The sequence below is a fragment of the Paenibacillus sp. 1A_MP2 genome (assembly GCF_052244825.1).
GTDB lineage: Bacteria > Bacillota > Bacilli > Paenibacillales > Paenibacillaceae > Paenibacillus > Paenibacillus vandeheii.
Genome location: NZ_JBQQCS010000005.1, coordinates 28,973 through 51,181, shown reverse-complemented (window position 1 = coordinate 51,181; position 22,209 = coordinate 28,973). Strand labels below are relative to the sequence as shown.

The 22,209-nt window shown below is 37.5% G+C and carries 17 protein-coding genes and 4 pseudogenes; 15 read left to right on the top strand and 6 right to left on the bottom strand.

Going from position 1 to position 22,209, the window contains the following annotated elements; genetic code table 11:
• The first annotated feature begins 198 nt into the window (after positions 1-198).
• From ACTWJ7_RS34925 to ACTWJ7_RS34895, 7 genes and pseudogenes are all read left to right on the top strand, one after another.
• Positions 199-1,038: a heteromeric transposase endonuclease subunit TnsA gene (locus ACTWJ7_RS34925; RefSeq protein WP_053522644.1), complete on the top strand. Its 840-nt coding sequence runs from the start codon at positions 199-201 to the stop codon at positions 1,036-1,038.
• Positions 1,035-3,188, top strand: a pseudogene (locus ACTWJ7_RS34920) (Mu transposase C-terminal domain-containing protein). The gene ACTWJ7_RS34925 and the pseudogene ACTWJ7_RS34920 overlap by 4 nt, the downstream one beginning before the upstream one ends.
• A complete protein-coding gene (locus ACTWJ7_RS34915; RefSeq protein WP_443146572.1) occupies positions 3,172-3,525 on the top strand; it encodes a hypothetical protein in 354 nt (117 codons plus the stop codon). Before ACTWJ7_RS34920 ends, ACTWJ7_RS34915 begins: the two are co-directional and overlap by 17 nt.
• Positions 3,515-4,648 carry an ATP-binding protein gene (locus ACTWJ7_RS34910; RefSeq protein ID WP_443146571.1) on the top strand — a complete coding sequence of 378 codons (1,134 nt, stop codon included), beginning with the start codon at positions 3,515-3,517 and terminating at the stop codon, positions 4,646-4,648. Before ACTWJ7_RS34915 ends, ACTWJ7_RS34910 begins: the two co-directional genes overlap by 11 nt.
• Before the next feature lie 220 nt (positions 4,649-4,868).
• Complete coding sequence (locus ACTWJ7_RS34905; RefSeq protein ID WP_443146570.1) at positions 4,869-5,567, top strand: TniQ family protein; 699 nt, start codon at positions 4,869-4,871, stop codon at positions 5,565-5,567.
• The gene (locus ACTWJ7_RS34900; RefSeq protein ID WP_443146569.1) at positions 5,543-6,736 is read left to right on the top strand and encodes a TnsD family Tn7-like transposition protein; all 1,194 of its coding nucleotides are present in this window, start codon (positions 5,543-5,545) and stop codon (positions 6,734-6,736) included. The genes ACTWJ7_RS34905 and ACTWJ7_RS34900 overlap by 25 nt, the downstream gene beginning before the upstream one ends.
• Positions 6,737-6,886: 150 nt before the next feature.
• Positions 6,887-8,248, top strand: coding sequence for a Tn7-like element transposition protein TnsE (locus ACTWJ7_RS34895; RefSeq protein ID WP_443146568.1), 1,362 nt, complete (start codon positions 6,887-6,889; stop codon positions 8,246-8,248).
• Between the two features lie 1,103 nt (positions 8,249-9,351).
• Here ACTWJ7_RS34895 and gshAB read toward each other — a convergent pair.
• Positions 9,352-11,610, bottom strand: coding sequence for a bifunctional glutamate--cysteine ligase GshA/glutathione synthetase GshB (gene gshAB / locus ACTWJ7_RS34890; RefSeq protein ID WP_443145202.1), 2,259 nt, complete (start codon positions 11,608-11,610; stop codon positions 9,352-9,354).
• Between the two features lie 107 nt (positions 11,611-11,717).
• A pseudogene (gene fghA, locus ACTWJ7_RS34885) lies at positions 11,718-12,552 on the bottom strand (S-formylglutathione hydrolase).
• A gap of 381 nt (positions 12,553-12,933) precedes the next feature.
• Between fghA and ACTWJ7_RS34880 the strand changes: the two are divergent.
• The 8 genes and pseudogenes from ACTWJ7_RS34880 (at position 12,934) to ACTWJ7_RS34845 (ending at position 19,865) form a co-directional block, all read left to right on the top strand.
• Positions 12,934-13,295, top strand: a pseudogene (locus tag ACTWJ7_RS34880) (winged helix-turn-helix transcriptional regulator).
• A gap of 279 nt (positions 13,296-13,574) precedes the next feature.
• Positions 13,575-14,688 (top strand): annotated as a pseudogene (locus ACTWJ7_RS34875) (S-(hydroxymethyl)glutathione dehydrogenase/class III alcohol dehydrogenase).
• 25 nt (positions 14,689-14,713) lie between these two features.
• On the top strand, positions 14,714-15,295 hold the full coding sequence (gene gfa, locus ACTWJ7_RS34870) for an S-(hydroxymethyl)glutathione synthase (RefSeq protein ID WP_443145204.1): 582 nt from the start codon (positions 14,714-14,716) through the stop codon (positions 15,293-15,295).
• Between the two features lie 250 nt (positions 15,296-15,545).
• Positions 15,546-15,869 carry a hypothetical protein gene (locus ACTWJ7_RS34865; RefSeq protein ID WP_443145205.1) on the top strand — a complete coding sequence of 108 codons (324 nt, stop codon included), beginning with the start codon at positions 15,546-15,548 and terminating at the stop codon, positions 15,867-15,869.
• A gap of 212 nt (positions 15,870-16,081) precedes the next feature.
• Positions 16,082-16,432, top strand: coding sequence for a hypothetical protein (locus ACTWJ7_RS34860; protein ID WP_064617367.1), 351 nt, complete (start codon positions 16,082-16,084; stop codon positions 16,430-16,432).
• A 641-nt stretch (positions 16,433-17,073) separates the two neighbouring features.
• A complete protein-coding gene (locus ACTWJ7_RS34855; protein WP_443146567.1) occupies positions 17,074-17,550 on the top strand; it encodes a nuclear transport factor 2 family protein in 477 nt (158 codons plus the stop codon).
• Positions 17,551-17,811: 261 nt separating this feature from the next.
• The gene (locus ACTWJ7_RS34850; protein WP_307412225.1) at positions 17,812-18,402 is read left to right on the top strand and encodes a TetR/AcrR family transcriptional regulator; all 591 of its coding nucleotides are present in this window, start codon (positions 17,812-17,814) and stop codon (positions 18,400-18,402) included.
• Positions 18,403-18,485: 83 nt separating this feature from the next.
• The gene (locus ACTWJ7_RS34845) at positions 18,486-19,865 is read left to right on the top strand and encodes an MFS transporter (RefSeq protein WP_443146566.1); all 1,380 of its coding nucleotides are present in this window, start codon (positions 18,486-18,488) and stop codon (positions 19,863-19,865) included.
• A gap of 309 nt (positions 19,866-20,174) precedes the next feature.
• Here ACTWJ7_RS34845 and ACTWJ7_RS34840 read toward each other — a convergent pair whose 3' ends face one another.
• The 4 genes from ACTWJ7_RS34840 to ACTWJ7_RS34825 all read right to left on the bottom strand — a co-directional run bounded on the left by ACTWJ7_RS34840 (position 20,175) and on the right by ACTWJ7_RS34825 (position 21,907).
• Positions 20,175-21,080 carry an ArdC family protein gene (locus ACTWJ7_RS34840; RefSeq protein ID WP_443146565.1) on the bottom strand — a complete coding sequence of 302 codons (906 nt, stop codon included), beginning with the start codon at positions 21,078-21,080 and terminating at the stop codon, positions 20,175-20,177.
• A 146-nt stretch (positions 21,081-21,226) separates the two neighbouring features.
• Positions 21,227-21,415, bottom strand: coding sequence for a hypothetical protein (locus tag ACTWJ7_RS34835; RefSeq protein WP_443146564.1), 189 nt, complete (start codon positions 21,413-21,415; stop codon positions 21,227-21,229).
• A 67-nt stretch (positions 21,416-21,482) separates the two neighbouring features.
• Positions 21,483-21,710, bottom strand: coding sequence for a hypothetical protein (locus tag ACTWJ7_RS34830; protein WP_443146563.1), 228 nt, complete (start codon positions 21,708-21,710; stop codon positions 21,483-21,485).
• Positions 21,707-21,907, bottom strand: a complete 201-nt coding sequence (locus tag ACTWJ7_RS34825; protein WP_443146562.1) for a hypothetical protein — start codon at positions 21,905-21,907, stop codon at positions 21,707-21,709. Before ACTWJ7_RS34825 ends, ACTWJ7_RS34830 begins: the two co-directional genes overlap by 4 nt.
• Positions 21,908-22,209: the final 302 nt, after the last annotated feature.

Below are 22,209 nucleotides of genomic sequence, written 5' to 3'. Positions count from 1 at the left end.
CCATTACCGTTTTTTTATATGTCACTAAATGTGATATTTCTTGAATGCTTAAAAGAGAATCATTTCATTATTTGTAAGTTTAAAATAAAGTCGCGACGTTTGTAAAAAAGATGCGATGTTTAAAACAAAGTCGCGATGTTTATAAAAAAGTTGCGAAGTTTTACCCCTTTGGATATGATTGTCTAAAGGGGTGTTTTTGTGGCGAAAAGAAAAAGAACATCTAAAGTCGATAAGTGGATTAAAGAAGGTAGAGGAACTGGAAGTGGGGCAGATTATCAACCATGGCTAAAAATTCAAGATGTTTCCTCATTAGGTCGGTCAACGAGGTTAAAAGGTATAAAAGCCGGCAGACAATATGAGTTTTTATCGGATTTGGAACGAAATTACTTTTATTTGACTGAATTTTCCGATGTTGTCTTAGATATTCGTGAACAATTTCCTTTATTACCACAAGAAGAGACGATTGTCATTGCGGAAGAGCTTGGAATTAAACACCCAACTGATCCAAAAACAGGCGATCCAATTGTTATGACAACGGACTTTTTATTAACAGTTGATAAGGGTCAAGGTGTATTTGAAGTCGCTCATACTATCAAAATGAAAGATAAGTTACTAGAAGAGCGTGTGTTAGAGAAATTCGAAATTGAACGGGAATACTGGGAGCGTAAAGGTACTAGTTGGGGTATTGTAACAGAAGAAGAAATCGATAAGACTATGGCTAGAAATATTAGTTATATCCATGATTACTTTGATATTCGTAGCTATGATGTATATCGAGAAATGGCTAACCAACATATAGAAGATTTATCAATGTCTCTTATGAATCGTCTATTGAATAATTCGCAAAGTATCCGGGAAATTACTAGTGAGTTTGATGCAGATACACACTTGCCTTTTGGAAGTGGTGTTACGTTGTTTTATCATCTGCTAGCTAAAAAAATAATGGTTACAGATATGTACAAGCCAATTGATTTAGAGCAACCAATTGATGTTAAGTATATTGATGAAAGTAAATTGGAGAAGGTGAAGTACGGATGATTTATATTAATCAGGTATTTCAATATGTAACAGATTCAAAAAGAATTCGGGTAATAGATATGGAAGAACCGCATGTCTATATAGTTAATATTGACACCAACAGTGCTATGCCACGCAAAGAGCTATACTCTAGTCTAACCACAGATATCAAGCAAGGTGAACTGTTAGCGATTAGTGATCCTTATGCAAAGGTGATTTCCGAAGATGATTTAACAGAGGTGCAGATTCGTAAGCGTGAAGAAGATTGGGGAGATATACAAAAATACTGTGTCCCCAATATGCCAGATTTGCTCCAAAAGCAAGGAAGAGAAAGCAAGATTCGTGAAATCGTTCAAGAGAGCAACTTAGGCAAGACAAAGGTTAAAAAGCTACTAACTCGATATTGGCAGCGTGGCATGACCAAAAACGCCATGTTACCTGACTACTCTAATTCAGGTGGTAAAGGTAAAACGAAAGCTTTAACGAAAGAAAAAGTTGGTCGTCCTAGAAGAGTAAATATAAATAATGAATATCAAATCGGTATTAACATTACAGAAGAAGTAAAGGTCCAAATTGAACACGTTATCAATAAGTACTACAGGAAAAAGAATAAATACTCTTTAAAAGATGTTTATAATTTTATGCTACGTGACTTCTATTCTAATCGCTATAAGGAAAACGGTGAGCTGAAATACCGTATTTGGGATGCTACCCGAACCCCCTCATATCATCAGTTTTACTATTGGTTTAAAAAGCTTGAAGATCCGAAAAAGATATTCAATTTCGTAAAAGTACGAAAGAGTATGAGTTGAAGCATCGCCCGATTTTAAGTAATTCTAAATTGGAAACAAATGGTCCTGGAACTAGATTTCAGATTGATGCAACTATTGCGGATATTTATTTAGTTAGTTCGCTTGATGTAAATAAAGTAATTGGACGACCAGTTATTTATGCGGTATTAGATGTGTATTCACGTATTATCACAGGTCTCTACGTTGGACTAGAAGGTCCATCATGGGTTGGTGCAATGATGGCTTTAGATAATATGGTTGCAGACAAAGTAGAATTTTGTAAGCAATATGGAATTGATATAACTCCTGAGCAATGGCCAACACATCATTTGCCTGAAATAATTATTGCTGACCGAGGTGAGTTTGAAGGTTATTCGGTAGACAACTTAATTAATAATCTTAATATTAAAATTGAGAATACTACGGCTTACCGTGGAGATTTGAAAGGGATTGTTGAAAGAAAGTTCCGTACGTTTAACGGAAAGGTAAAGCAAAAGGCACCTGGAGCAATTCAAAAGGAATTTCGAGAGCGTGGTGATCAGGATTATCGCTTAAATGCTACGCTGAATTTAAAGGAATTTACGTCTCTTATTATCACAATGGCGCTGCATCACAACCAAAAAGTCATTGAAAAATACCCTGTTGAAAAAGAAATGGTTGCTGAAGAATTAGTACCAACGCCAATTAATTTATGGAATTGGGGCATTCAAAATCGCAAAGGAAGGCTAAGAACAATTGATAGAAATATTCTTCGCTTGAACGTGCTACCACGAGGAAAGGCGACAATTTCAAGGGCTGGCATCAAGTTTAAAAATCTCTTATATGGTTCTCAAAGAGCGATTGAAGAAGATTGGTATTTGAAGTTGAAAAATAGAAGTGTAGAAATTGTTTATGACCCCGACACGTTGAAAAAATCTATATTCCACACGATGACGGAATGGACTTTGAGACGTGTGTTTTGTTAGAACCAAGTCAGCAATATAAAGAAGATTTCTTAGAAGAAATTGTATTCCAACAGCAACTCCGGAATGAACTAGAGGAAATAGAACGTACAAATCAAATTCAACACACCGTAAATACTGATGCAGCAATGGAAGAAATTATTAAAAAAGCTGTGAGGAACAAAAAACAATCTTATAACCAACCAACGAGTAAGAAAGCCAAAATAGCTTCTATTCGTGACAACAAGGATGTTGAAAAACAATTAAATCGTGAATCTGAAAAATTTGATTTATCGCCTAATAAAGTTAGTGAATCAGCTGAAGTAATCAACTTCGCTACAAAGAGAAAGTCGATGAGACACCACCGAAGAAATTACCCTCACGCCTAATGCAAAAACTAAAGAAGAAACGAGATGAGGAATTTGGGAAAAACAAATGACATGGTTGTCTTAAAAGGGGAGTTTAAGAAAGGCGTCTATAAGGAACAACCTTTAAGTGAATATACCAATAATCCTTTCATCGAAGCCCTTCCACCGATTTTTAGTGAGGATGATGTGCTAGAAAGATTTATGGTGACTCCCCGAATTAGCGAGCAAGATAAATTAAGTGCAACGAATATTCGTTATCACGTATTAAAACGTGTAAGGAACTTTATACAGCCGTTGCCGATTCACTTTGAGGTTGAGCGTCGGTTATCCACCCTGATTTCGGCGAGGTTATTTAGCACGAAATCCATTAGACATAACATTTTTAGAGCGTGTTCGAGTGTTGCATGAATTACGTGAAGAGGAAGAGCTTGCACATAAGCATATCAAGGACCGTTTAAATTATATTCGCTCTACAGCAGATAGTTTATCAATTATAGGTATCTCTGGTATAGGCAAAACCACGGCAATTGAACGCTTGCTGCTCATGTATCCGCAAGTGATTAAGCATGAAACTTATGAAGGACAATCTTTCAATCGTACACAAATTGTTTGGCTTAAAATCGATTGTCCATATGATGGTAGTTTGTCAACGCTTTGTAAAAGTTTCTTTAAGGCAATTGATGATTTACTAGGTACGAGATATTTAGAAAAATACGGTTATTTGAATCGAGTCACATCGACAATGTTGTTGCACATGACCTCACTGGCGAGTATGTATGGCATTGGTGTTTTAGTCATTGATGAAATACAACACTTACTGCATTCAAAAAATGATCAGGAAGAAATGCTGAATTTTTTTGTAACACTGTCTAATACAGTTGGTATTCCCACGGTCTTAATTGGCACTTCTAAGGCACAAAAGCTATTTAAGGGGAACTTCAGGCAGGCTAGACGGGCTGCAAGTGATGGAGCTATTATTTGGGATCGTATGGCGGAGGATAGTGAAGAATGGGAGTTCTTCCTTGAAACGCTTTGGGAATTACAGTGCTTAAAATCCTATTCCGAGCTTACAGAGAATACGAAAAAGGCATTTTACTATGAGTGCCAAGGAATTACTGCTGTCGCTGTCAATTTGTTTATTCTAGCACAAGAACGAGCTTTATTCGATGAAAATAACCCGAATGAAATAATTACTCCACAAGTATTAAAAAAGACTGCTAAAGAAGATATGCAAACGATTCAACCAATGATGACAGCGATTTGGACGAACAATTTAGCTGACATGATGAAATATGAAGATATCATGATCAATCTGGATGAAGTCATGCTGAATCATAAGCGAAACACAGAAATAGCAGGACGTATTCAGGAGGCGTTTAAAGAGCGCAAAAATACAATCGAGTATAAACGACAAGACACGATTGAAAACTTAAGTGTTGAAGTAGCAGCCCTGGGTATTTTTGATAGTTTGAAAGATAAAGACATTAAAAAAATCGTACAAAAAATTGTTGGGAAAATCCATTTGATATAGACTTTCATCAACTAAAATCAGATGTAATTCAGCAGGCGATTAACTTAAATCAACAAAAGAAAGATAATAAAGCAAAGGAAAATATGAAAAAGGCAGAGGTTCTCCCATTACTTAAGCTAAGAAAGCGAGCATTAGACAAAAAACAACATCCTCATGAACTATTGAAAGCAAATGGGTACATTAAAAATCCTTTGGAAGAATTCTATTAGGAGGTAATTCAATGCTGCCATTCTTTACGGATCCATATCCAAATGAGTTGATTTATTCGGCGATTGCACGTTATCACTTTTACAGTGGAAATATTGATTACAAAGATACGTTGGAAGAGGTATTTCAAAGTCGCTCTGTGATTCCGAGTGTAGAGATTGGCAGCCATTTTCATGCCTTGGTCCAACAGATGGGAAATCATTATTCGGTAGAGAAGTTGTTAGCGAAACATACCATTTACCCGTTTTATGCCCCGTTCCTTTCCAAACAACGACAGCAAGAGATTATGCAGGACGTCCAAGGTGATGGCAAAGGTCTTTACACAAGGCTAGGTATGGTTTCAGGAGGTATTTGCAAAAAAGATGGATTATACTATTGTTCACAATGCGCCCAGGCTGATATTGATAAATATGGTGAACCATACATACATCGGGAACACCAATTGCAAGGTATAAATTTGTGCGCACATCACGATTTACAACTGAAGAAATATCCAGATGATTTCACCGAACAAAGTAGAATCAAATTTATTCGGTTTGAGGCAAAAAGAATGGATTTTTCAATTTTAGAGGAAGTTAAGTCCCTTGATAATACTGATATTCAAGTAAAGTTAGCAAAAATGGCATATCGACTATTAAATATTGATATAAATGCAATTTCACGCAAGGATATTTTTAAAGGTATCGATTGCTTCTTAGAGAAAAGAATTTAATTACTACGGCAAATCGAATAAGGCAAAATGAGTTATTTGATACATTCCAAGCAAGGTTTCCAATAGGGTTCTTAGAAAAGTATGATTCAGGGTTAAAACAGGAAAATGAGTACAATTGGTTAAAGGTATTAACTCGTAATGAGGAACGTCATGTACATCCTTTTCGCCATTTGTTGTTTCTATACTTTTTAGAAAAAGATGTAGAGAAGCTTTTGCATGTTGGAGATGATGCAGGTTCATTTGGTACAGGTCCATGGCCATGCTTAAATAAGGCTGCTGATCATTATAAGCAACTGGTAATCAAAAATGTAACGATTACTAGAGATTTTAAATCAATTTCTCCTATTGGGACGTTTAAGTGTTCTTGTGGCTTTATTTATGCCAGAAAGGGTCCTGATAAATCGAACGAAGATATATATCGCATTGGTCGTGTAAAAGCATTGGGAGATACTTGGAAAGCAAAATTAAAAGCTTTAGCAAACGGAGAGGGTCTAAGCATAAGGGCCAAAGCCGAAATACTCGGGGTTGATTCTAAGACAGTGAAAAAATATTCATCTATGGACGGGCAAAACAAAAAGGCCAAAAGTAAAAAAACTTCTCCATTGTTACTACGATACCGTGAGCAACTACTTAAAGGAATAAAGCAATATCCTAATGAATCAAGAACTCAAATTAGAGGACGCTTTCAAAGGGAATATACCTACTTGTATCGCCATGATAAGGAATGGCTATTTAAACAGTTGCCTAGAATTCGGACAATGGGGAAACCAAAAGCAATTGTGGATTGGGAAGCCCGTGATCTTGAATATTTATCAAAGGTGAAAGAGCTTTACAAAGAACTTATTATGCTAAATAAGCCTGTTCGAATTACTATTTCGATTGTTGGAAAACGTCTTGGAATATTATCGAACTTAGAGAAGCATCTTCATAGGCTGCCACAAACTAAACAGTTTCTTGATGAAATCACAGAAACGGCACAGCAATTCCAAATCCGACGATGTTGTAAAATTATAGACCAAATGTTGCAGAAACAAGAACCTGTTAGTTTATGGAAAGTGCAACGAATTGGTGCTGTGAAATCACATCATTTTCGTCAAATAAGACCACATATAGGGTCATATATACAAATGAAACAGGAAGTGGACGATTATGAGCGCACAACAAGTTAAAATTAAATGGCCATTTGGAAAAGACGAAAAGGTAAAGCTAATATGGATTGGAGATCCTTTTCGGTATGACAATAAAATAATGCTGCATGCGTATTTTCGGGCAAGGGGAGTCACAATGAAAATACTATTGGACTGGGTACGTTGCCTTGCTTGGCTATCCAACATTATTATAGCGATGGAGTAATTACCACTAGTCAGCCACCGCAGGGTGCCAAGGAGGTAGATATTACAATTTATCCTAATAGAGTGCATTACTATGAGAAGCCATGGAAAATCCAAGGAAGCTATGACCCTGCAACCTCACGCAGTTTCATATTTTCCTTTGATAGCAAGCAAGTCATTCTGCCATTCATTGAAGTGTTACGTAGTATATTAGCACCGAACGGCTTTCTTTTATATCGCTTGCTTGAATCAAATTCATTTCCTCAATTTTTCACAGAAACATATGAAACAAATAGGATTCATCTTAGCTTTTCATCACTGTATGAATTAAAATACACCAAAACAACTTTCATTTATCAATTGGTTTGGCTATTAACGAATCGTGATTTACGTCAGGTCTATGAAAGCATCGCCTTTACATGGTTGCAAGAACAGTCATTGAAATTCGAATGGAACTTTACACAGCCAATTATTGTCACTGCACGTGTAAAAGAGGACAATAATACATGGACTGTACTACAAATTGTAAATGTAAAAAATAAGCATATTCCTTATGAAAATATCTCGATTTCACATCCGGAAATACAACATTCAGAGAAGTCAAAAGAAGCGAAGAAATATACATATCGTTCCCTAAACAAAAACGATGATGAAGAAGGCTTTACATTAGACGAGCAAGTAGATGGATCCACGGAGGATTTTGATTTAGTACAGATGAATCAGTTGAAACATGAATATACATCGGTGCCAATAGTCAAACGAATAAAACGAGGTTCATCCAAGCAACGTTTGGAAGAGGACGAAAATACAAAGAGGTACTATGGAGAGAATAATTCTATTCATTCTACAGCAGATAGTGGCGGACAGCAATTGGCAAGGGGTTTAGAACATCAAATGCTACATGAGATTAAAGCCCAAGGGGAGCTACAGGAATTTATTAATGTCTTGAAAGTATTGGAACAGTATCCAGAGATAAAAGCAATTAGAGCATTTACCGATGTATTACCAGAGGTCCTAGGAGAACGAAAATTTACAAAGCTAAGCGATGGTATTGCAAAGAGACGTTATGTAATTGCTGAAGTATATGTGGTACATGGCAGTCGATTCAATATTATTGAGGTAGAACGCGAAACCCGTTCTTTATCTACTCTTATTTTATATTCTCCCTCAAAACAAGACTGGAGTACGATTTATCATAATCTGCTTATAAATCTTGTAAATGCTAGCGGAGCATGGTCCAGAAAATCTTTAAAAACTATTGAAACTAGAGGAATAAAAATTGTTAAATGCAAACATAGCCGTAAAGGAATAAGACATAGATCAAATATGTTGTTAAACAAATTAATGTAACAATTCGATTATATTCATAAGCAGAGTTGTTTAACCGAGGACACTTTTGACTAGACAGAATTAGAGATGTAAGAATTAAATATAACGAGGGGAGCTTAAATGTCTAAGGCATTAAGAGAGTTTAAGCAATTTATAAAGAAAAATGTTGATGATTTATCTAATTATGAGATAAAGCTGGCGAAGAGAGCGTGAAGAGGCAACGAAGTCTTTACAGAAGTATAAAGATCAAATTTCTTTAAAGGACCTGTATACAGCTATTTTACAAAATGAAGATAAATTTCAAAATATCTGCCCTGCATGTGAATCAGAATTGTATATAGATGGTGAACTCGCTGTTCCTTTAAATCCTTTTGATAAGCAGTATTTTTAAATGCAACAATCGGGCCATTTAGGGTAATACCAGCGTCCATGCAATCAGGGAAAAAGTAAACTATGAAATGACAGAAAGTATTATACACAGTATTTATACACTATTATTTTAACCCCGTCCCTACTCAGAACGGGGTTATGTATGTTTGCAATTTGAACATTAAATAACTTTATTGTCTTTCAACAGCTTAACGTTGTAAATATGCGTTTATCTTAACCATTCAAAACGAGTGACTTTACAGTATTCAATGTAAAGTTATTCGTTTTTTTATTTCTTTAAAAACTATATAACCATACTAATTTTTATAGTATTTATAGTAAATAAAGAAAGGCTGAATATTACATCCCAAATGAGTCAGCTACTCGAATTAGAGTAGAATCCTACTTACAATGAGAGTGCTGAGGTATACGCCATCGAAGCCAGGCTTTATATTGAGCAGCGGACATGATAGCCTCGTTTGGCAGAGCCAGCTGCATTAAGCTGGTTCTCTGGCGCAAGTTTCATGGCCGCAGAGGCTCGATGTCAAGCCATCTGAACGTAACCGATAGCCCCAGTGGATTAAATATCCGCATTACTTAACAAGACATAAAAAATGATCATCTCGTGTAAACCAACATTTACATTAAATACATGTAAATGATGTGAGAACCGTTGATATTTCAATAGTTCTCACATCGAAGTTAAGATAAGCGCGTTTTGCTTATGGTACCCCTAATTTGACTAACTTTGATTCCTAACTTTGTAATAGTTCAGAGAATAAAAAGTGTATTATATGCATAGTCAAACGTCGAGATTCTCCTTTATATGGATAGATATGCATATACATTGATGGATTAAAGTTCGCTTCAATAATCCCATAAGCATTTTTATTAGCTGCAGGAACTTCTATATTTTCAATAATCAAATCGATACCACTAATTTTAGCTCCCAGTGCAGATACCGCATCCACTGCTATTTTTTTATAGTCATCGGGAATTTGATCTGTCACATCAATCGAATCTCCGCCTGTACTAACATTAGAATTTTCACGCAGATAGACGATTTCACCATTTTTTGGAATCGAATTCATTTGATAACCTTGGCCTTTTAGCATAAGTTTTTCCAAGTCACCTAATTGTATAGTTTCTAAAGGTGTCCTATGGTCTTTTCCTCTTAACGGATCACGATTCTTTTCAATGACTAACTCTTCGATTGTATGTTTACCATCGCCTTTAACATTCGCAGGAACTCGTAATAAAACCGCCTGAACTTTATCATGTAACACAAAAAATCGATATTCTGTTCCATAGAGAAACTCTTCTATTAGTACAGAAGAATCTTCTTTAAATGCGAGTGTGATTGCTTTTTGATAATCTTCGTAATTTGCCTCGTCTTTGAAGATTGATATTCCCAATCCATAGTTTGTTGTTTTCGGTTTTACAACAAAAGGTTTAGCAGAAAACATATTATAAGAATTTAAAGCATGTTCTATATCATTAAATTCCTCACCTGTTGGTACACGTAATCCATGTTGTTGAAGAATTTTCTTTGTTACTGTTTTATTTTCCATAATTAAAGGGGATACATAACTATCTTTACTTGTCATATTACCATTTTTCACATATTCAACATGATCTTTTAATTGAAGCTTCAAAAATTGATCTTGCCGATCCAAAACTTCTACCTTTATTCCTTGCTGTAAGCAATCAAACATTAAAATCTGAGTGGACAACTCCAAGTCAGTAAATCCTGTTAATTGATATGGCTTATCCCATGATTTTTTATAGTTTTCTTTCGCAATACACGTAGCCACTTGACCTTGACTGCTTTTTTCACTCTCTTTATAAAGCCTTCCAGCTAAAGTCTTACTTGGGTCCATTAGCATCTCTCTCAGGTTAACAAATAACGTATCTGAAATAGTCAAATCTAAAATTTCTGCTAAATGTTCCATTTCATCAATCATATTTTTAGCATCTACTTCAAATTGTGTATGCTCTAATGGATGCTCAAGAGCCACTACATCATTGTAAGAATCACCCATTTTTACCCACTCATCACAATTATTACCTTCTTCTTTCCATAGTAAATAAAATAAGAAAAGATGTAGAAATTCTGCTTGTTCATAGCTAATTCCATTCGTTTCAAAAGGATTTAAATCTATATTTCGCAATTCAAGATAACTAACACCATGAGCTTCTAAATCTGAAACATGATGTCCACCTCTTAAACGGACAGATGCATAAAATTCTTTTTCTTCTGATAGAAGCCCTCTTTTAACCATCAAAGAAAGATCTGATATATAGTTCTGTATACTACTATAAGACACTTGAACATCATCAGAATTAGTATAACCAAATTTACTGCTTCTAATGCTTCTTATTGCCCTATTCAAAGAATCTTCTTCAAAAAAATTCTTTTCGCTACTAGGAGAAGCTCCATAAAAATAAGTTACTAACCATCGATAGTGTAAATAGTTTCTTGTGACTTTTAGATAAATCTCTGTTTTAAACTGTAGATAATCTTTTATCTCCGATTGTAAGTTAAATAACGCTTGGATTAACTCATCGCCGAATTCAAAGTTAAAATGAACACCACAAAGCATTTGTTTACGACGGCCATAAGAATTGGATAAAGATTGACGATATAGAACATTTTCAACATTTTTCAATTTCGCAATAACAATATCTTCTTCTTTTTCTGGTAACTGTGGTGGCATGCTTAATGGCCAAAGCATTTCATGATCACCCATAGAACGATAAGCAACATCATGGATGGCTGCTAAGTAATTAAACAGTTCCTCTAATGTCTCAGTAACAGGTGTGATTAATTCCATCTGTGTTTCTGAAAAATCCCGCTGAATATACGGGTGTTCATCTCTTATCGATTTAGGATGATCCGTTTTAGCTAAATTTCCTGATAAGTCAACTCGATTACTTTCTTTTTCAATCCCATAACGGGCTTTTAATAAGTATGGTTTAACACGGTCATTGACTAATATTTTTTTAATATCCATATTAACTATACCTCCTTATTCTCTTACCTTTTAAAAACAATCAAAAACATCCACAATCTAATTAAATGTGAATATTTACCGTTCCGAATCTTATTTGTTAAAAAGCATCATCTTAATTGCTTCATATGGAATTCGAAATGTTCTTCCAAGAATGTAGAGATGAAGAAATAGCTATGATCATAACCTTTAACTTGCTTATAGTTTATTTCTACGTTATTTGCTTGGGCATTTTCTAAGAAAGTCGTTTCTTCCAATTGTTCTGGATAAAACTGATCTGCAGTTCCTTGTGTAATAAGAATAGGGAGGGTGTCAGTTGCTTTAATGAGTTCTGAAGCATCCCATTCTTTCCAAGAAGCTTTGTCTTCACCTAAATAAGTTGAGAAAGCTTTTTATTCCCCAAGGGACTTGACTAGGACTTGAAATAGGAGAAAAAGCAGAAATCGCTTTGAATCTTGCAGCATTTTTCATCCCAATTACTAAAGCACCATGACCTCCCATTGAGTGGCCCATTATACTTTCTTTTCCTGAAAATTTAGGTACTAAAGTGGACGTAATACCTGTTAACTCCTCTGTGATGTAAGTATACATATGATAATTCTTTGCCCATGGATTTTGTGTTGCATTTAAATAAAAACCGGCACCTTGTCCGAGGTCGTATGCATCATCATCAGCAACGTTTTCTCCGCGCGGTGAAGTATCAGGAATAATGACTGCCACTTGATATTTTTCAGCCAATCTTTGAAATCCACTTTTTTGACTAAAATTATCATCTGTACAAGTTAATCCAGATAGCCACCAAATAAGAGGGATTTTTTTCTTTTCTTTATTTGATGGTAAGTAGATACTAAATGTCATATCACATTGTAAAACTTTTGAATAATGGATGTACTTACGTTGTTCCCCATCAAAAGAGCGTTGTTGTTCAATTAGTTTAAGACTCATTTATTTCACTCTCCATTCTCCATTTGTTTATATTGTACGGATTGATTTAACTAATGAAGTAAACCAAATGCCTTATTGATATCCATACCCATAATTACATAATAAAATGCAATCTACAATACTGACGTTTTTGTCACTATGCTATAATAGTAAAAGAAAGGAGCATTACTGTTAGAAAACTTTAAGACAACTTGTAAATAAGAAGCCCTATTGGTATGATGCGGAGATTGCTTCTATAGAAAACTTAACCTGAGCATCAAACAAGGCAAGGATTAGAATTCTTAATATGCGAGAATTTCCGGAAAACCAAAAGGACATTCTAATATCGTTTCGACGGTTTAAACCGTGATATATCAATACTTATAGAGAGAGTGAATATAATTGGAAATTAATTATAAAGATAAAACTTATTTTACTGGAAAAGATTTGGCTTTATCAGTTATAGGTGGACGTTGGAAAATAGTGATTATATGGTGTTTGATGCAGGAGTCTCCATTAAGGTTAAGTGAAATGCAAAAAAAACTTCCCGAAGTCAATCAACGCATGTTAATTAGACAGTTAAGGGAATTAGAAGATGATAACATAATTACTAGAACTGTATATCCCGTTGTACCTCCTAAAGTTGAGTATCAACTAAGTGAAATTGGTTGTCTCCTAGAATCTGTTGTAACTTCAATCTGTGAGTGGGAGATATTTTTAGCGACTCTTTAGAAAGAGACGCTAATAAAACAGAGATTGAATAACATCTATGTATACTTAGCATGGGTGTAAGAAAGAAAGAACAGGCATTAATTTTTCAGTTCGCGTACCTATCCATTACACTTTTGGTTATTATGACATATTTGTCAGTATGGTAATTTGAATTACGATATGTAATCATGGAAATGTAAACAGCATAGTGTTTCACATTTTTTACGTATTAATGTGTCCATGATGACAAATATGTCAGTATTGTCAACGGTATATTGATATGTAATTATGGGTATGGTAACGCTATAAAACAAAAGAAAGAAGGGTTTCATTTGAAAAGTAAAGCAGCCGTTGCATTTAAAGCGGGAGAACCGCTTCAGATTGTAGAAATCGATGTAGAGGATCCAAAAGCCGGAGAGGTTTTAGTAAAGATACTGTACACTTCAGTCTGTCATACAGATGCTTATACATTATCAGGGGATGATCCAGAAGGCGTATTCCCTGCCGTTTTAGGTCATGAAGGCGCTGGTGTTGTAGTAGCCGTAGGTGAAGGAGTTACTTCAGTAGAACCAGGAGATCATGTTATTCCACTATACACGGCTGAATGTGGGGAATGTAAATTCTGTCGTTCTGGTAAACAAACTTATGTAGTGCTGTACGAGAAACTCAAGGTAAAGGTTTAATGCCTGACGGAACAACTCGTTTCTCTTATAATGGAGAGCCTATTTATCATTACATGGAACAAGTACATTCAGTGAATATACAGTCGTTCCTGAAATCTCTTTAGCAAAAATTGACAAAGAAGCGCCACTTGATAAAATTGGTCTATTTGGATGCGGTGTGACTACAGGTATTGGCGCTGTACACAACACAGCAAAAGTGGAAGAAGGAGCTGTGACAGCCGTATTTGGTTTAGGAGCCATTGGATTAGCCGCTATTCAAGGATTGGTTCAAGCAAAAGCAAGCCGAATTATTGCTGTAGACTTAAATGAAGATAAGTTTGAATTAGCTAAAAAAATGGGCGCAACTGATTTTCTAAATCCTGCTAAATTTGATAAACCAATCCAAGAAGTCATTGTTGAAATGACGGATGGAGGAGTAGATTATAGCTTTGAGTGTATTGGAAATGTTGAAGTAATGAGGTCTGCTCTTGAATGTTGTCATAAAGGTTGGGGTGAAAGTACTATTATCGGTGTAGCAGCTGGAGGGAAAGAGATTCATACGCGTCCATTCCAATTAGTAACGGGTCGAGTATGGCGTGGTTCTGCCTTTGGCGGCGTGAAAGGCAGAACGCAGCTTCCAGGAATGGTTGAAGATTATATGAATGGTGAAATCGATATCGATTCGTTTATCACACACCACTTAAACTTTACAGACATCAATGAAGCATTTGATTTGCTTCATAAGGGTGAGTCAATCCGTACGATGTTAACGTATGAAAAATAATGAATATATTCAAGGAGGAAAACATATGACTACCACTAAATTACATCCAAGATTAGATAACGGGATTAATGATTATCCAGAAGTAAAAGACTTTGCAGGAGGAACACTAAAGTGTCTTTGTGAATCCAATAAAGTAGAAGTCAAGGTAGATTCACAAACAATGCACAACCATGCATGTGGTTGTTCTAAGTGTTGGAAACCAGAGGGTGCCAATTTTTCTTTAGTAGCTGTAGCACCTCGTGACAAAGTTCATGTCATTAGAAACGGCGATAAGTTAGAGATTGTTGATGAAACAGCTACAATTCAAAGACATTTTTGTAAAGAATGTAAAGCACATTTATTTGGTCGTATAGAAAATAAAGATCATGCATTTTATGGTTTAGATTTTGTTCATACAGAATTATCAGAGGATAAAGGGTGGTCTGCACCACAATTTGCAGCATTTGTTTCGTCTGTAATCGAAACAGGTACACCGGCTTCAAAAATGGCTGATATCCGAAAAGATTTAAATGATATTGGATTACCTACCTATGATGTCCTATCACCTGAGTTAATGGATTTAATTTCTACTAAAACTGCTGAACTGAATGGCACATTGAATGAATAAAAGTTATATTTTAATGTAGTAATTAAGAAATAATAAACTAGTTACATGTGCTTTCTGTTTTTATAAACTAGCGGTTCTTCATTAATCGTAAAATTGTTAGTTTATAAAAACTATTGTCGTCAAGAGTCCTTTTAAACTCAAGTTTCGCTTCAATCTCACATATTTTAAAGAATTCTGCAGATTGAAAAGATATGCAAAGGCACTTACTCTATTTCAGAGTAAGTGCTTTTGTATATTCATTATTTAGGGTGTGGGTCTAAATCAACCTCTACCGATAGAAAATCTAACTGCAAAAGTAGCAATTGAAAAACTAAGAAATTCCGATGAAGAGATAATAGAGATCGTAACAGACGATGATTCCACTTGGTATATCATAAGAAGCGAGAATGACGGTATTTCGATAGCCGATGAAAATCTTAAACAAATGATTGGTTCAAACGGCTGGGAATTTGAAGCGAAAGAAGGCTCAGGTCTGTTCTTTGAGAAAGAGGATGAACAATTAACTGTTGCTACACAAATGTGGATTAAAAGATACGTTCTTGTTCAGGTACAAAATAAATATATAGAACTTTAAAACATTAGGCTAACGTGCGCGAGATTGTAGAGTAAACTCTTGTGACATACGGAAGAATTTATCAAATCGTAGGAATATATTTTGATTGAGATCAATTTTTGTGTTTCACATCAATTTTTGATAGGATTGAACATTCAAGCACGTAATCGTAATTTATTTGAGTATTTACACATTATTGTATAGTAATAACATTAGAAAAAGGAGATTGAGCGATGATGACTACTTATGAAGAAAATGTAGCTAGTTTTGATAAAATCGATTCCGAAAAAGCACAGGCATTGGTAAAAGGGGAATCCGAAGCCTTAATCTATATTGGAAAGGCTGTTTGTCCTTTTTGTCAAATATTCGTTGAAAAACTAAAAAAAGTTGCTGAGGAAACTGATACTACTATCTACTATGTAAATAGTGTGGAAAAATCTGATATGGAAGGTATTACGGCCTTCCGTAATGAATACGACATTCCAACGGTTCCTGGTTTCGTTTTTACTAATGGTGACACAATAAACGTGAAATGCGATTCATCCATGTCAGAAGAAGAAATCAAAGCTTATATGAATAAATAATTCAATTGCAAACAGTGATCTTCTGCAATCGGGCGCTATTGTGGAACGTCAAGGGTAGAAAGTGATCAAACTTTATTTTAAAAAGTGTAAAAAGTGTATACTAACCCACAAGAAAAGAATCCATTTTGATCAATCATTTTTTCAAAACGGATTCTTTTTATTTGCCCGAAAAATGAGCTTTTGCGGGAACTTTTGATCAAACTTTATTTTAAAGCTACATTATTCGCTATATCTGATGGTTATATCGGATCTTTATAAAAATGATTGTATGGGTTGAGCCTTGACATTCTATATAAACTGCGATATTATTATCTCAAATGACAGTCACCACTGACAGTCATTAGATGAGGGATAGCGAATAAGTAACAGTGAAATTTTAGCAACAATGAATAAAATGTTGTTGGCAACGCTCGATCTAATCGCGGAAAAAAGATACAAGATGTGCAGATAATCACTAGGGCTCAACCCCCTAGTTTTTTTACTCACACTATGACAGTCAGTACAGACAGTCATATTTATTTGAAGGGTGGTGGTTTGGCAGAACAAAGAGAAAATTACGCAATACGGATGAAGAAGATAGTATAAATTAAGTAAGTTTTGATCAGTCGAATACCAACCACTAACCAAGGAGTGAACATGATATGACATTAAAAAAAGACGATAACACACGCCGCACCGCTGCACAGCACACCCTGACCGAGCACCTGCGCCTTACCGCAGCAGGACGCGTCGACGAATGGCTGAAGCTGTTTACCCCGGACGCGGTGCTTGAGTTCCCTTACGCACCGGCCGGCGTCCCCCAACGGGTTACGGGCCGAGACGCATTGTTTGCTCACATGAGCAACTTTCCCAAGACCTTTGACGTGGAGTTCGTCGACCTGGTATTCCACGAGACGGTCGATCCGAATCTGGTGATCGCCGAATTCCGCTCGACTGGAACGGCGCTGCCGACCGGTAAGCCGTACGAGCAGACTTGCATCTCCGTCGTTCGGACCAATGACGACGCGCTCATCACCCACTACTTGGACTACTGGAACCCACTAGTAGCGATCGAGGCGCTCACCCCCCACGACGTGCAGTCCAATCCTGATGACCACAGTGTGACTTTTGGGAGCTGAGGGGAAGCCATGTTTTTAGCTGATGCCTATGCCCTCCGCTGATGCTAGCACGAAGAGCGACGAACGACGTCGGACCATCAATGCATTTTCATTATAATTTATTGTAATAAACATGGTACCATTTCCTGAAAGAGGTGATGGTACCATGTTTATTTCCCAATGGTTCTAATGTCTCTAATTTTATTTGACATTGTTATGTACTTTAGCTACTATAACAATGATGACAGTGATTACTGACATGATTAGAAAAGAGGAATGAAGATGTCTAACAATACAAAATTAAGCAGTAGGGAAAAATTAATGACGGCTGCCATTGACTTAATCTCAAAAAAAGGCTATAGCAGTGTAACAACTCAAGAAATTGCTACTTCTGCTGGTTTAAGTGAAAAAACATTGTTTCGGCAATTTGGAACGAAACAAAACTTGTTAGAAACAGCCTTCGACCATTATCACTATTCAGAAGAAATGGCCAAGATATTTAATGAAAGGCTAGTTTGGGACCTACAAACGGACTTAACATTGATCTGTAGAACATATCATGAAATTATGAATCGTAATCGAAAAATGATTATGATTAGCTTGAAAGAAGAAGATAATTTACCTGGCTTCAGGGAACGAACAATAAAACATCCTCGTCAACTGATGGAGGTTTTGACCAATTATTTTAAAACTATGTATGATAAAGGAAAATTGATTGAAACGAATCCTGAACTACAAGCTTTTTCATTTATGTCACTGAATTATGGTACATTTATAAATAATCTGAATGCAGGATCTTATTTTCCAGCTCTCTCTTTAGAAGATATTATTAAAGAGTTTGTATGGCTATTCTCTAGGGCCTTAACTCCCTAGTTTTTTTCTCGATAATGTGACAGTAAGCACTGACGGTCATTTATTTAGTTATTCATAGCATATAAAGAATCGAGGAAAATTAAATGAACAGCAACGCTGCTACAACAGATAAAGCAGGCCCACTTTTACTCCGTGTTCTAGTCTTCACACTTATCATTTCAGTTATGAACGGAACGATGTTTAATGTGGTATTGCCGGTAATCAGCAAGGAATTTGAACTCACCGCATCACAAGTAACTTGGATTGTCTCAGGTTACTTGATTGTGTATGCCATTGGCACAGTAACCTATGGGAAATTATCAGATAAATTTAGTATTAAAGCTTTAATTACGTTTGGTCTCTTACTTCTCGCGGCTGGGTCCATTGTGGGAGTGGTGGCAACACAGTATTGGATGATCATCGTTGCGAGGATTTTGCAAGCAGCTGGTGCAGCTGTGATACCGGCGTTAGCCATGATAATTCCTGTTCGTTTTTTTTCACCTGAGAACCGTGGTCACGCTTTGGGAACTTCTGCAATCGGGACTGCTCTTGGATCAGCACTTGGTCCCATTATTGCTGGATTCGTCTCAAGTGCTTTAAATTGGAAATTTCTCTTTGTAATACCTCTGCTCTCTCTTATCACGTTACCCTTTTATAGAAAATACTTGGATGATCAGCCAGTGACAAACGAAAAAATTGATTATATTGGCGGTATTCTGTTGGCAGGAACAGTTTCCACTTTCTTACTGGCACTTTCACAATCCAATATCTGGTTGTTAGTAAGTGGATTAGTCATCTTAGGTTTGTTTATCCTGCGAATTCGCTATGCTTCCGTTCCCTTCGTGAATCCCGTGATCTTCAGAAATAAAGAATATTCGATGGGAATGGCCATTGCATTTGTACTCATCGCGGTTGGGTTTGGCATTCCATTCCTGACACCGCTTATGTTATCGAATGTGAATGGTCTGTCTCCTGCATTAATTGGATTCATAATGTTGCCTTCAGCCCTTGTTACAGCGTTTCTTGGTCGTAAGGGCGGAAAATTAGCTGATGAGAAAGGGAATCCTTTTCTACTGTATATTGCCTCTACACTGCTTGTTGGTGGTTTCATTATTCTCTCTTCAGTCGTGGGGATGTCTCCTACGTACACTCAAATTTTCCTCACACTAGGTGTACTAGGTCAATCTTATATGCAAATTGCTATGTCAAACACCATTTCACGTACTTTGCCTAAGAATGAAATTGGGATCGGTATGGGGTTGTTATCGATGTTTAACTTTATTGCAGCAGCAGGATCTACGGCTGTCATTGGTAAGGTACTTGACGGTGGAACAAGCACTGTTCAATTAAATCCGTTTGTACATGATAAGGTTGCTTTTGTGTATAGTAACGTTTTGCTGACTCTAGCCGTGATAGTCGTTGTAATGACACTTCTTTATTATTATCAGTTTGGACGTAAATCTAATAATAAATACAGTAGTTGAAGTTTAGGAAAAGATTCTTTTAATCTTAAAATCGAAGAATTTATTCAAAAGAAGCACACGCATTATTTCAAAGTAGCTTTTCTGGATTTGCAAGAGATTCCTTTCTACACCAAGTTACTGAAGACGCACTTCCTGAACCCGTTAAAAACTTTCTTAAGAGACAGATTGTCAATTATTCCATACGCTTATTCAACTAACCTGCCCGTTAGCTTAATGAATTAACAAGTAAAAGAACCGATTAGTTATATGTCTAATCGGTAATGGGAACAAGTTCTTGTCCATTCCGGCAATCGGTACAAGTTCTTGTCCTTAGCTTGGGACACGAACTTGTACCGATAAAACAAAAAAAGCTGCTATAATAGCAACTTTAATGGGTATATGTTCTTGTCTCTCGACATGACGGTGGACAAGCTGGGCAATCCCTGCGGCTTGTACAACGAGCCGTTTATCATCCTCTTGGATCTTCCGCACCACCCAGCCGCTGATATAACTAGCGCTGTTTTCAATCGTGTGGTTGTCGATCTTCGCCACACCACAGAGCATGGCCGCACCCATTTCAGCAATCAACTCTTCCCGGCTATATACCTCATCCCCAAAGGCCGCTATCTCATCGAGCGGGCGCTTTAGGCGCTTGCTATGCCCCGTAGAATGCACCAACTCATGAAACAAGGTGCAGTAATATTCCTCGGCCTGTTGGTAGTCCACCAGCGGCGGCACACTGACCACATCTTCACTCAGGCGGTAGAACGCCCGGCCCGATGGGTAGCGAATGGGCGGGCGGTCCGTATAACCACTAACCAGCCGCTCGGCATCTTCTATAGGGTCTTGGTCGATGGGTGAAGCCGCCGCCCGTTTGCTCTCCAAGCCCGTACACTCTGCAATGTTGAACACCTTGTAATAACGCAAAAGCGGTACTTTCTCTTCTTCGCCCGTTTCCGCGTTCTTTTTATCCAGCCACTTCCAAAACACAACAATTTGAGATTTTGCGCCTTTCACGCTACCGCCTGCTTCGGTCACCTGCTTGAAGGTGGCATATTCGCCGGGATCAAGCAGCATCGCGTTAATCCCCCGGTACGGCCGCTGAGTTTTCCAGCTTACAGCCGCGCCGCTTCTCCACGGTCTACGCCATGGCACAATACCAGCCGCAAGCAGATTCAATATCCGTTCGGTCACAATATCATAGACTGTTTTTTTGTCTTCTTTCTTTTTTGGCATACGGGTTGCCCTCTGTAGTTTTATAGGAGGGTAAGGGGCTTCCCTTTACCCAACGTTCAGTAGAATGCAAAGCAGTTAAAGCTATTTAGGCTTTCGGTTTTCCTATTCCACAGCCGTTGCGAGCGGCTTGACGCACCGGGCAATTACTACGCCCTCTTTCTTTCCACAAATGCTTTTAAATCTCTGTAGCATTCAAGTTCTTGTTTAAGATCCTCCAGCAGTTCGGCAGCTCTGTACCCTGATTTCCATTTGGTGTAGTTCGCTATCCTTGATTCTAAAAACCGGATACGCTCCACAACCAACTTTTCTAAAAGCGTCCATTGCTCTTCGCTCATCGCGTTCCCCTTTCTTTTCAGTATTCTTCCGGTAGTAGTAACGTGGTCACGCTCCGATCAGCTTCGGTTATGACCCAAAACCTAACGCCTTCATGGGCGCGGTATGCAGATAATAGCCGCCCACCATTTTTAGCGCTTCCTCGTTGCTTGCCTTTTCTTCCTCCGAAATATCGCCCCAATTTCCAGCCATATGCCAGCGTAGAGCTAATAAAATCTCTCTCTCATCAACGGCCGATAAGCATCCCGGTGTTCCTCTTACCTTGCCTAATCGGAATTTTCTGATCGTTAATGTCATTGCCTTTCATCCTTTCTCTTTTGAATTGGTTCGGGTGTCAAAGAGAATTTTTTGGACATTGCCTGCCGCGTGGCTGGCATCCCCAAAGGGAAAAAAATGCTTTCCATCAAAAAGAACCGGCGGCTGCCGGTTCTCTCCGTCCTTCCCTGCTTAAGCTCACAGATCCCTTGCACGATGATGCAGCGCAGCGGAATCATGGTGCTTGCCCTTTAGCGTGGCGGCTTATTGGGAGCGTAGCAACGCGGAGCGGACAAGATGCGGCCATGCCATCCCCAATCTTCCCCAAAACGCCTTTGACCTTGGCTCCGTGCGGGGTGTTAAGCGCGGCACAGGAACCTAGAGCACCTTAGCCGGGGCGCTCTACCCCGGTTTAGGCGCTCTGGTTATCGGGCCAAGTAACCCCGCAGCGGGGCGTAGCGGATCTTAGGTGGCCGCCCTTGCCCCCTTAGAGCCGGTAGCATCAGCCCGATCGTTCTTCCGACCTTCACTTTGGCCAAAA

Bases quoted from the DNA above. Each gene is read 5' to 3' on its own strand.
- ACTWJ7_RS34905 (WP_443146570.1), top strand. From the start codon at position 4,869: ATGCTGCCATTCTTTACGGATCCATATCCAAATGAGTTGATTTATTCG.
- gshAB (WP_443145202.1), bottom strand. From the start codon at position 11,610: ATGGATATTAAAAAAATATTAGTCAATGACCGTGTTAAACCATACTTA.
- gfa (WP_443145204.1), top strand. From the start codon at position 14,714: ATGACTACCACTAAATTACATCCAAGATTAGATAACGGGATTAATGAT.
- ACTWJ7_RS34860 (WP_064617367.1), top strand. From the start codon at position 16,082: ATGATGACTACTTATGAAGAAAATGTAGCTAGTTTTGATAAAATCGAT.
- ACTWJ7_RS34855 (WP_443146567.1), top strand. From the start codon at position 17,074: ATGACATTAAAAAAAGACGATAACACACGCCGCACCGCTGCACAGCAC.
- ACTWJ7_RS34850 (WP_307412225.1), top strand. From the start codon at position 17,812: ATGTCTAACAATACAAAATTAAGCAGTAGGGAAAAATTAATGACGGCT.
- ACTWJ7_RS34845 (WP_443146566.1), top strand. From the start codon at position 18,486: ATGAACAGCAACGCTGCTACAACAGATAAAGCAGGCCCACTTTTACTC.
- ACTWJ7_RS34840 (WP_443146565.1), bottom strand. From the start codon at position 21,080: ATGCCAAAAAAGAAAGAAGACAAAAAAACAGTCTATGATATTGTGACC.
- ACTWJ7_RS34835 (WP_443146564.1), bottom strand. From the start codon at position 21,415: ATGAGCGAAGAGCAATGGACGCTTTTAGAAAAGTTGGTTGTGGAGCGT.
- ACTWJ7_RS34830 (WP_443146563.1), bottom strand. From the start codon at position 21,710: ATGACATTAACGATCAGAAAATTCCGATTAGGCAAGGTAAGAGGAACA.
- ACTWJ7_RS34825 (WP_443146562.1), bottom strand. From the start codon at position 21,907: ATGATTCCGCTGCGCTGCATCATCGTGCAAGGGATCTGTGAGCTTAAG.